The organism is Neisseria sp. HMSC70E02, from assembly GCF_001838645.1.
GTDB classification, from domain to species: Bacteria; Pseudomonadota; Gammaproteobacteria; order Burkholderiales; family Neisseriaceae; genus Neisseria; species Neisseria macacae.
The window spans coordinates 12627-23006 of the sequence record NZ_KV838089.1 but is presented as its reverse complement, the minus strand read 5'-3'; the positions used below and the strand labels follow the sequence as shown (position 1 = coordinate 23006).

The window sequence follows — 10380 nt, the reverse complement described above, 5'->3', positions numbered from 1 at the left end:
CGTTCTCTTTGAGCTAAGGCGAGGCAACGCCGTAATGGTTTAAAGTTAATCCACTATACTTGAATCGGTCAGAAGCTAAGGGGAGATAATCTACACCGGTTCCTTAATTATTTTTTAGGTTGTATGAAATGCTCCGCTTCCTTCAAGATTTCAGGTTTCACAATTCCCTGCAAATCCTTAGTGGGGATAGTAAACTCAGGTCTGCCTAAAACATATGCCCCGATTTCGTAACTTTGATACAGGAAAGTCAAGCCGTTTTTATCGAAACGCCAGTTTTCCGTAGCGGAAAATTTGTCACTATTGTATCCACTAATGTAATCACGTGCTTCTTCTTCGGTGTCACCACTATTTTCCTTCAGGTATTTGACATAGGCTTCTTCAAGCAGGTGTGTCAGTTTTCCTTCTTGATTGGGTAACAGGATGTCGTTCAATTTAAGCGGCTTCGGATTGGCAATGCCGCGCTTCAATACTGTTAGCGTGTGCACGCCGTATCCGTGCGGGCCACAATTGTATTCCCAGTCTTCTTGTCCGAAAACAGCATAATTGGGCGTATAGCCTTCCAGTTCCAACGTATCTATATAGTCCAAAGCACAAGGATACTCACCGGCTTTGCGGAGTTTTTGGTTTTCCTTATTGGTCTCCTTTACGTCTTTGTCGCGTATCAAGGTCGTCTGAACCGATTTCTGTGTAGGCAGTTTGCCGCCCATTTCTTTCCTGACCCAGTCATCCAAATGTTTATCGCCGGTAATCGGATAGCTGACGGTAAGTTGATGGCAAAGGGGTTTGCCTTCACTGTTTTTTCCGTCACAGGATTTGGCTTCCAAGGTTTTGGATTGAAACGATAAAGGGGCAGCCTGAACATTTGCAGAGAAAATGAGGAACAATGCGGCGGCGGCAAGCGTTTTGTGGAACATATCAACACCTATTAGGATTTTGATTTAATTAAAGGAAAGCCCAATGCTTCGCGGCTTTCGACGTATTTCTGCGCCACGGTGCGGCTCAGCGCGCGGATGCGGCCGATGTAGGTGGCGCGTTCGGTAACGGAAATGGCGCCGCGTGCGTCTAAGAGGTTGAAGGTGTGTCCGGCTTTGAGGACCAGCTCGTAGGCGGGCAGGGCGAGGCTGGCGTTTTCTTCGGCGAGCAGGCGTTTGGCTTGCGCTTCGTAGTCGTTGAATTGGCGCAGCAGCCAGTCGGCATCGCTGTATTCGAAGTTGTAGGTGGATTGTTCGACTTCGTTTTGGTGGTACACGTCGCCGTAGGTGACGGTGTTGCCGTCGAGCGTTTTTGCCCAAACGAGGTCATAGACGTTTTCTACGCCTTGCAGATACATCGCCAAGCGTTCGATGCCGTAGGTGATTTCGCCGAGTACAGGCGTGCAGTCGATGCCGCCGACTTGTTGGAAGTAGGTGAACTGGGTCACTTCCATGCCGTTGAGCCAGACTTCCCAGCCCAAGCCCCATGCGCCGAGGGTGGGGTTTTCCCAGTCGTCTTCGACGAAGCGGATGTCGTGGACTTTGGGGTCGATGCCCAATTCGCGCAGGGAGTCGAGATAGAGGTCTTGGATATTGGCGGGCGCGGGTTTGAGGGCGACTTGGAATTGGTAATAGTGTTGCAGGCGGTTGGGGTTGTCGCCGTAGCGGCCGTCTTTGGGGCGGCGGCTGGGTTGGACGTAGGCGGCAAACCAAGGCTCTGGGCCGAGCGCGCGCAGGCAGGTGGCGGGGTGGGAAGTACCGGCGCCGACTTCCATGTCGAAAGGTTGGATGACGGTGCAGCCTTTGTCTGCCCAGAATGTTTGCAGTTTGAAGATGATTTGTTGGAAGGTGAGCATGGCTTATGTTTCGGATTGGGATAAAAGGGGGATTTTACTGTTTTGACGGTGTTTTGGGTAGGTGTACAGGCAGATGGAATGGCGGGGCAGCGGTGTGATTTGACTGTCAATAAATGCGGAAACATGCCACAATGCCGTTATCCTGTTGTCTGTTTTAATCTGTTTTGATTGAATTTGAGGAGTCGCCCATGACCCCGATTTTGGCTTTCGATATTGAAACCGTGCCTGATGTGAACGGCATCCGCCTGTTGTACGACCTGCCTGCCTCTTTGCCGGACGACGAGGTGGTCTTGTTTGCCCAGCAGAAACGCCGCGCCCAAAACGGCTCTGATTTTATGCAGCACCACTTGCACCAAGTAGTCGCCATTTCCTGCTGTATGCGCTGGGGGCAGGACAAAATCCACGTCGGCACCATAGGCGAAATGCACGACAGCGAAGAGGAAATGATCGCCAAGTTTTTCGACCTTATCGAAAGCCATACGCCGCAATTGGTCAGTTGGAATGGCGGCGGCTTCGACCTGCCCGTCCTGCATTACCGAGCGCTGATACACGGCATCGCGGCGGCGCGTTATTGGGATATGGGCGAGGGCGATTTCGGCGACAGCCGCGATTTCAAGTGGAACAACTACATCAGCCGCTACCACAACCGCCATTGCGACCTGATGGACCTGCTCGCCCTGTACCAACCGCGTGCCAATGTGCCGCTGGACGATATGGCGAAACTTTGCGGTTTCCCCGGTAAACTGGGCATGGACGGCAGCAAAGTCTGGGAGGCGTTCCACGCAGGTCGTCTGAAAGACATCCGCGATTATTGCGAAACCGATGCGGCAAACACTTATTTAATGTTCCTGCGCTTCCGCCTGATGAGCGGCGCTTTGGATGCGGACGAGTATGAAGTGGAAGTCAAACGGCTGAAGCATTACCTGACCGGACAGGCCCAGGACAAGCAGCATTGGAATGAGTTTGTCGCCGCGTGGCGTTAACAACGCGGTGATTTTCTAAAGCCCTGACGATGGGCGGAAAGCCGCTAATTTATAGTGGATTAACTGTAAACCAGGACAAGGCGACGAAGCCGCAGACAGTACAGGTAGTACGGTAAGGAGAGGTAACGCCGTACTGGTTTAAAGTTAATCCACTATACAATAGCGGTGTATCGGGCTGGATTGTTTTCCTGATACTGAAAAGCAGTTGGCATTTGGTTTGGTAAAGCGGTTATTGGGAAAAAAGGGAGCGCAGGCGGTTTGATTGTAAGGATGTGAACGATATTGGATGAAAAAGGTCGTCTGAAATTTGTCGGCTCCTATATTGTTAGGGAGCTGAATTTCAGACGACCTTTGCATTCGGAAAATTCCTTTGCTTTTAGAACAACACTCCTGTCGGCTCGCTGCCTTCCGGGATGTCATATTTCGGATAACTCGGCGTGCTGGCGGGGGTGTTGTACAGTTTTGCCGGATTTGCTTCAGGACGAACGCTTTGGTTTGGTGCGGAAGCGGGTGTATCGTCAGCTTCGACTTCGATTTCAGTACCTTTAGGCAGAACCACATCTTTGACCGGAGCAGGCTTAGGCGCAATTTTAGGTTTGCTGAAAGCGCTGGAGCCGCTCGTCCAGGCGAGTGATTTCAACGGGGTTTTGAGTTTGACGCCTTTGGTACAGGTCAGACAGTTGGCGGCACCGGTGCGGTTTTTTAAAATAGCGTCTACTTTAGCCGGATTAATTGTTTTACCGTGTGCTTTTGCCCAAGCGGCAATACTTTTCTTCAAGACGGCAGTATCCAGATTTTTTTTGCCATATGGGTCTTGGTATGCAGCCAGCCAAAGGTTTTGGTTGGCATCTTCGTTGAGGCTGGCCATTTGGTAGATGACGGAGGCGGGAGCGCCGGAGGCGATTGTTTTAGCAAATTCCAGTGCATCCGGAGACTTCATGCGGACGCAGCCGTGACTGCGGACGCCCGGTACGCTGGCAGGGGCATTAGTGCCATGAATGCCTAAACCGAGTTTGGGATCGCCCAGACGGACAAAAACAGGACCGAGCGGATTGTTAGGGCCCGCAGGTACGCTTTTGACGCCGTCGCCACGTTCTTTTTGGATGGATTTAGGGATGTGCCAAGTCGGATTAAAGGCTTTTGCACCGATTTTGTGTTCGCCCAATGTGGTTTGGGTCATGGCCTTGCCGACGGCGACAGGATAGATTTTGGTCAGTTTGCCGTCTGTATATAAGAATAAGCGTTGTTGCGGAATATTGATGACGACGTGCTGACCTTCGGAAACGGGAGAGACGTCCGGGATGGGTGTGTTGGCTGAGGCAGCGGTAACTAAGAAGGCAGCGGTCAGGCCGAAAATGGTTTTTTTCATGTGTCGTAATACTTGTAATAAATGAAAAGAAGATTTTGGGAAATCATACCTGAATCTGTATTTTTTTGTGCGAAAATATGCCCTTTCGGTTGCTTGCCGGTTTGAGCGGCAGGTATGGATTTGGGTCATCTGAAAAGATAAACCGGGTGTCGAGTGGATAAGTGATGGCTGATACGAAATGTTTTGACGGCGTGGCTGATGTTTTTTCTCTGGATTATGAGGGGCGCGGCGTTGCCAGAGTACACGGCAAAACTGTCTTTATTAAAGGTGCGCTGCCTACTGAGAAAGTGTCGTTTCGGGTGCTGAGGGAGAAGAAACAGTTCAGTGAAGCAGAGACAGTAGAAGTATTAAAAGAGTCGGTTGAACGGGTCCGGCCTGCGTGTGGTTATTATGAGACATGTGGCGGCTGCTCGTTGCAACATGTGTCTCCAGCTGCTCAAGTTGCATTGAAGCAACGTATTTTGGAAGAACAGCTCGAGCGTATCGGCAGAGTCAAACCGGAACAGATTCTTCCGCCTATTTATGGTTCGGCTTGGCATTATCGGGATAGAGCGCGGTTGAGTGTCTCAGTCGATAAGAAGGGTCGTCTGAAAATGGGTTTTCAGGCGAAAAAAACGAATGAAGTGGTCGATATTGAAACATGTCAGGTGTTGCCTAAGCATATTTCAGATGTTTTACCTATGGTGAAATTGTTGTTGCAAACCCTGTCTGATGGCGGGGCGGCAGTCCGATTTGTAGAATTTTATAATAGCCGTGCATTGGTCGTTTTGAACATTTGTTTCATAAAAAAACCGTCTGGCTACTCTTTGAAGCAAATTGAGACATGGTTTGATAAGATATCAGGTGGGGTAAAGCAAGTTTGGCAGGTCTGGTTTCAATATGGGCGCGAGCCGTCAACTGTACTGTACCCTAAAGATTTGCCCGAATTGAAATACGGTTTGCCTGAATTTTCGATAGAGATGCCTTATCAGCCGGGTGATTTTACGCAGATTAATGCGGACTTGAATGCCGTAATGATCAGCAGGGCTTTGCGCTTGTTGGATATACAGCCTAATGACAGGGTGGCAGATTTGTTTTGCGGGTTGGGTAATTTCAGCCTTCCTATGGCAAAGAGCGGTGCGTCAGTAACGGGTATTGAAGGATTGGATTCCCTTGTTTTGCGTGCCAAGCAAAACGCTCTTCGAAACAGTTGTGTAAAATATGCGTCGTTTGAGGTGGCAGATTTGTTTGAGACAGATGAGCAGACGGTAGCCTCATGGGGGGTATTCGACAAAATGTTGCTCGATCCGCCCAGGAGCGGTGCTTATGCTGTTGTCAAATCGCTACATACGCCATACCTGCCGAAAAAAATCGTATATGTTTCATGTAATCCTTCAACCTTTGCACGTGACGCGGAAGTATTGGTAAATAAGGGTTACAACTTCAAATCTGCAGGCATTATGAATATGTTTGCACAAACTTCTCATGTCGAATCCATCGGCGTGTTTGAGTTGTAAATCCGATAGTGGGAGTGTCTGACAAATGGTTTTTAATGTAATTATTGGTTGAATCATGTTATCATAATTCAATTGGGGAATAGATGATTCGGCTGTTTCCATAAATGCCGAACATCGAATATATGTAGTTTTATTTGCCGCACCACAGTATCGGGAGGTGTTCTTGAAAAATCCACTTTTAATCATATTGCTAGTGCTTTTGTTTATGGTGCTGCTGTTTATTTTTTATAAACAGAAGGGCACAGCTAAAACTAAAAAGACGACAAAAGCAGCTAAAGCATCATCCAAAAAAAACCATCACCCAAATCAAGAAAGTATTGAAGGGGGAAGTCCAGATTGGGTTGATCAGGTCAATCAATCCGTTTCCGATCCGGATCAACAAGATTGGGAATGGGGAGGCAGTGGTTCTGCCGGTTCAACTACGTCTGTATCTGCACAAGAAGTCGACCCACTGACGGAATATCAAGTATATAAGCAATTTGGTTATGAGAGTAAGGCTGCCGAATCTTTGGCGGGTTATTTGAATGGCCTAAACGATGGGGCTCCTGAAAAATTAGTACATGAGCTTGTCGGGCTGAGTCTGCGTGTTGGCAATATCGATATGCTGACAGACGCCTTGGAGCGTCATGGCTCTGTCTTGTCTGAAGAAAGTCTGGCTGAGTACGTTAAAGCCGGCTTGATGTCCGATCAGACGCATTTGCCGTTACGCGTATTGGCAGAAAACCGTTTGGGATGGAGCATGCAGGAAATCGAGCGCCAAATCGGAGAGCAACCTGATTTGGAAGAGGCTTCGACATCCGCTCCTGCGATGACTAATGACAATGCAGGCGCTAATCACGCCCCTGGCGTTTCCAAACGCGCTGCTATCGTATTGGGCAAGAAAGAGTTTACCGATATTACTCCGGAAGAAATGGGAGCCGTTATCGGATTTGTTAAACCTGAACAAAGTGCCAAAATCTTAAAAGATAAAGTAGGCTATGAAACTGCCGTTCAACAATATAACCGTGCCATTCAAAGCTCTTCTAAGCCGGCAAGCCTTATCATCGATGCATTAAAACTTGACTATCAGCATGAAGAAATCAGTCAGTTTGCTAAACACTTGTGGAAGTTGTACCACTCATTGGGTCAGTATGGCCGCCAAGTGAAAGAACGCATGCTGGGTTGGGGATATAGCCTTGGTTATCATGAAGTATTTGATGATTTGGAGAAAGGACCTAACGAAAATAAAATCAGAGAAATTGGTTTGGAAAGGGGTTATATCCGACCTACTTCTCTTCAAATGAAAGCTAAATATCGCGAACTGGTACAAAAAGATTCTTCTATCATTAGCGTCAACGCCTCTCCTGCAGATGAAGCACTGAAAGAAGTTGAATCTTTACTGATGTACGGTCAGTTGGATTTGGCCATAGGTACTTTGGAACAAGCTGTTTTACAGTACCCGCAAGAATCTCAATTGTATGTGATGCTGTTCGATCTTTACGAAAGAGTAGAGGATTGGGCACGTCTGGAACAATTCTTGCGCTTATTGCGTGAACGCGTTGTCAGCCTTCCGGAAGAAGTGGTATTGGCAATGAGCCGTTTGCTGCAACATGTAAATCAACATTCAAAAAAATAAAATAATTAGAGAGTACCATGATGGATAATCTGTTACCTAAAATCAAAACCATACGGATTATGCTGCGCGATATGAGCGAGCAGCAAGAAGCCGTTTTCCGTATGGCCTTTAAAATGCACAATACGACGAACTATCAGATTCTTGACTCAGATTCAGATGAAATACCAGATTTAGTATTGGTAGATACTGATACTGCTGAGGGCATTGAAACTTGGAAAACGCTCAAAATCAAATATCCTGATATTCCTATTGCGATGTTTTGTTCGCAAGAGCCATCTGTTACAACACCGTATTTGGCTAAGCCGGTTAAATTCGATACCTTATTCCCGATTTTGAGAAGTTTGGCGCAGGGCGGGAATATTTTTGATGCTTCGGCTCAAAAGGCAGAAGTACAAGAAGGAGCGCAAAACGGTAACGAAAGTAGAAAGGCTACTATTCGTCGCTTTAATCCGAATAAAGGATTACTTGGTGCTTTGAAGTTTGCCAGTCAAGGCCATCAGGATATTGCCGTTTTACATGAGGGTAAACCGGTATTAATCGTTTTCCCAAGTATTCAAAGGGTATTGCTGACAGTCAACGCCCATGAGTTAGAAGGGCTTTGTAAGAATGACAATTTATCTGTTGTATGCAAAGTCGTGCCGGATAATCCCCAGTGGAAAGAAAAAGCCAAAGTAACGATTATGTCTTGTTTGTGGCAGATGGCAATTTGGACTGCTCAGGGAAGATTGATTTATCCGATGACTCCTCAAACGATTTTTACTTTAAAGCGTTGGCCTAATTTGACCAGGCTTGCTCCGGTTCCAGAGTCTATGAGGTTATCTGCGTTTTTAACTAAAACATCAGTCAACTTAAATATCCTCTATAAAGTTATGCCTTTGGAAATGCCGGATATCTTGAATTATTTGGCGGCAACCTCTGTAACAGGCTTTTTGGCAACGGATAGCGAATATGCTCCGAATCAAGCTAATCAGCATGCCAATATTTCTGAACATGTTAGTGTTAATAGCGATGTGCCTGATAGTCAGATGGTTAAGGATGCAGAAAAAGTGGCAGGTCCTTCGCAAGAGCAGCCACGCGGTTTGTTACAGCGCTTAATGCGTAAATTATTGGGAAAACGCTAAAAAGGACATGTAATGAAAGAAAATAAAATTATCTTTACCGGTCCGGTTGGAGTAGGTAAAACAACAGCAATTTCTGCGTTATCAGATGAGCCGCCTGTACAGACAGATGCATCTGCATCAGATATGACGCTGGTTCGTAAGGGGTATACCACCGTAGCAATGGATTATGGTGTGATCCATTTGGATGAAGAAGTCAAAGTTCATTTATATGGTACACCGGGGCAAGAACGTTTTAACTTTATGTGGGAAATTCTAAGCCAGGGTAGTATGGGATTGGTATTGCTTTTGGATAATACACGAACAAACCCATTGAAGGATTTGCAATTTTTCTTGGAAGCATTCCGAGAATTATTGAAAACAGCGCCATTAGTAGTAGGCGTTACTAAAATGGATATTCGTTCATTGCCAAGCGTTGATGTATATCAGAAATATTTAGCACAAAATAATTTTAATGTACCGGTTTTTGAGATTGATGCTCGTAGAGAAGATGATGTCAAACAATTGGTTAGCGCAATGTTGTTCTCAATTGATCCGGGTTTAGAGGTATAAAATGGAATCAACACTTTCTTTGCAATCAAATTTATATCCCAGAATTACACCTGCTGGTGCTTATTATGCAGTAACCAGCGATACACCAAGCGCAAGTAGAACATTGCTATATAGCTTATTGCGTGCAAACCCGTCAGAGGTCATTAGTAGCGAAAAAATTCTAGCTTGGGCTGATACCAGTGATATCAATACGGCTTTAAACTTGTTGTACCGTTTGCAACGTTTAGAGTTTTTATATGGTGATGAAAATATTAGTAACGAAGATATTCATTTAACAGATGAGCAGTTACCGGAATTGTTAGAGCAGTTGTCTAATTCAGGTAAAGCTTTGCTGGCTGATGAGAATGGTCTGTATTTTGCCAATGCTAATTTTCATCATGAAGCTGCCGAAGAGTTGGGCCTGTTGGCAAGCGAAGTGGCTAAGATGGAAGATGGTCATCGTCTGCTGATTCGTAACAATTTGCATATCAATAATAGTGCATGGGGGATTTGTGATCCTTCTGGTCAGAGCGAGTTAACATTTTTCCCATTGTATATTGGTGAAACTAAGCTGATTCTAGTTATAGGTGGTATGCCTGACTTAAATAAAGAGGCGTTCGTGACACTGGTTAAAGTGTTGTACCACAGATATGGTAGCCGCCAGCAAACTATATAACTAAAGTTATAATTTGAGAATGGAATAAATATGCAACAATTATTAATCTCTGTGTTGAGTGATTTAAATAATACTTCTCCCGATATTACAGCTTCAGCTGTAATATCGACTGATGGTTTGCCAATTGCTACAATGCTCCCATCACATTTGAATGCGGACAGAGTTGGTGCTATGTCTGCAACATTGTTGGCATTGGGCAACCGTTCAGTGCATGAGCTGGCATGTGGTGAGTTGGATCAAGTGATGGTTAAAGGTAAAACAGGTTATATTCTGTTGAGTCAAGCAGGTGATAATGCAGTATTGGCACTGATGGCGAAGGAAAGCGGTAAGCTGGGGTTGATTTTGCTGGATGCTAAACGTGCTGCTAAACATATTGCAGAAATTTTATAAAACCGCATATAAATCATATCATTAATGATAATAGGGGATTAATTCTTGACTTCTTGTTTTTTTAAGATATAATTCCCCTTCTAATTCCCCGATAGCTCAGTCGGTAGAGCGACGGACTGTTAATCCGCAGGTCCCTGGTTCGAGCCCAGGTCGGGGAGCCAAATATCAAAAGCCTGAACATCGAAAATATGTTCAGGCTTTTTTATAAAGTAGATTGTATTGATATTTTCTTTATTCAGTTGTTTCGTGGAATTGAATTGTTGTCATAAAAGCGCAAACCTATTTCATCTTACAAATAGTAGCAATGCATGGACGGATTTTCAGACGACCTTGGATTCGAATTTGAAGTGCAACTTTCCATAACAGAAAAAGGC

At 45.7% G+C, this 10380-nt stretch carries 10 protein-coding genes, 1 tRNA gene and 1 pseudogene; 9 read left to right on the top strand and 3 right to left on the bottom strand.

Going from position 1 to position 10380, the window contains the following annotated elements; all coding sequences use genetic code 11:
• Positions 1–107 precede the first annotated feature (107 nt).
• Both HMPREF3277_RS06360 and glyQ read right to left on the bottom strand, forming a co-directional pair.
• Positions 108–914, bottom strand: a complete 807-nt coding sequence (locus tag HMPREF3277_RS06360; RefSeq protein ID WP_003780085.1) for an RsiV family protein — start codon at positions 912–914, stop codon at positions 108–110.
• Between the two features lie 11 nt (positions 915–925).
• The gene (gene glyQ, locus HMPREF3277_RS06355) at positions 926–1828 is read right to left on the bottom strand and encodes a glycine--tRNA ligase subunit alpha (protein WP_003780086.1); all 903 of its coding nucleotides are present in this window, start codon (positions 1826–1828) and stop codon (positions 926–928) included.
• 188 nt (positions 1829–2016) lie between these two features.
• Between glyQ and HMPREF3277_RS06350 the strand changes: the two genes are divergently transcribed.
• Both HMPREF3277_RS06350 and HMPREF3277_RS15285 read left to right on the top strand, forming a co-directional pair.
• Positions 2017–2811 (top strand): 3'-5' exonuclease, encoded by a 795-nt coding sequence (locus HMPREF3277_RS06350; protein ID WP_003744040.1) that lies wholly within the window; start codon positions 2017–2019, stop codon positions 2809–2811.
• A 50-nt stretch (positions 2812–2861) separates the two neighbouring features.
• Positions 2862–2924 (top strand): annotated as a pseudogene (locus HMPREF3277_RS15285) (transposase); the annotation flags it as partial.
• A gap of 263 nt (positions 2925–3187) precedes the next feature.
• Here the strand turns inward: HMPREF3277_RS15285 and HMPREF3277_RS06345 are convergent.
• The gene (locus tag HMPREF3277_RS06345; protein ID WP_070870388.1) at positions 3188–4180 is read right to left on the bottom strand and encodes a L,D-transpeptidase; all 993 of its coding nucleotides are present in this window, start codon (positions 4178–4180) and stop codon (positions 3188–3190) included.
• 164 nt (positions 4181–4344) lie between these two features.
• Between HMPREF3277_RS06345 and rlmD the strand changes: the two genes are divergently transcribed.
• The 7 genes from rlmD to HMPREF3277_RS06310 all read left to right on the top strand — a co-directional run bounded on the left by rlmD (position 4345) and on the right by HMPREF3277_RS06310 (position 10167).
• Positions 4345–5676 carry a 23S rRNA (uracil(1939)-C(5))-methyltransferase RlmD gene (gene rlmD, locus HMPREF3277_RS06340; protein WP_070870387.1) on the top strand — a complete coding sequence of 444 codons (1332 nt, stop codon included), beginning with the start codon at positions 4345–4347 and terminating at the stop codon, positions 5674–5676.
• A gap of 163 nt (positions 5677–5839) precedes the next feature.
• Positions 5840–7291, top strand: a complete 1452-nt coding sequence (locus HMPREF3277_RS06335; RefSeq protein ID WP_141765189.1) for a 23S rRNA methyltransferase — start codon at positions 5840–5842, stop codon at positions 7289–7291.
• 20 nt (positions 7292–7311) lie between these two features.
• A complete protein-coding gene (locus HMPREF3277_RS06330) occupies positions 7312–8412 on the top strand; it encodes a response regulator (RefSeq protein WP_070870386.1) in 1101 nt (366 codons plus the stop codon).
• A 12-nt stretch (positions 8413–8424) separates the two neighbouring features.
• The gene (locus tag HMPREF3277_RS06325; RefSeq protein ID WP_003760398.1) at positions 8425–8961 is read left to right on the top strand and encodes a GTP-binding protein; all 537 of its coding nucleotides are present in this window, start codon (positions 8425–8427) and stop codon (positions 8959–8961) included.
• A gap of 1 nt (position 8962) precedes the next feature.
• Positions 8963–9616 carry a hypothetical protein gene (locus HMPREF3277_RS06320; protein WP_009313121.1) on the top strand — a complete coding sequence of 218 codons (654 nt, stop codon included), beginning with the start codon at positions 8963–8965 and terminating at the stop codon, positions 9614–9616.
• A gap of 30 nt (positions 9617–9646) precedes the next feature.
• Entirely contained in the window at positions 9647–10006 is a 360-nt protein-coding gene (locus HMPREF3277_RS06315; RefSeq protein WP_003760395.1) for a roadblock/LC7 domain-containing protein, read from the top strand.
• A gap of 85 nt (positions 10007–10091) precedes the next feature.
• Positions 10092–10167 (top strand) — tRNA-Asn (locus HMPREF3277_RS06310).
• Positions 10168–10380: the final 213 nt, after the last annotated feature.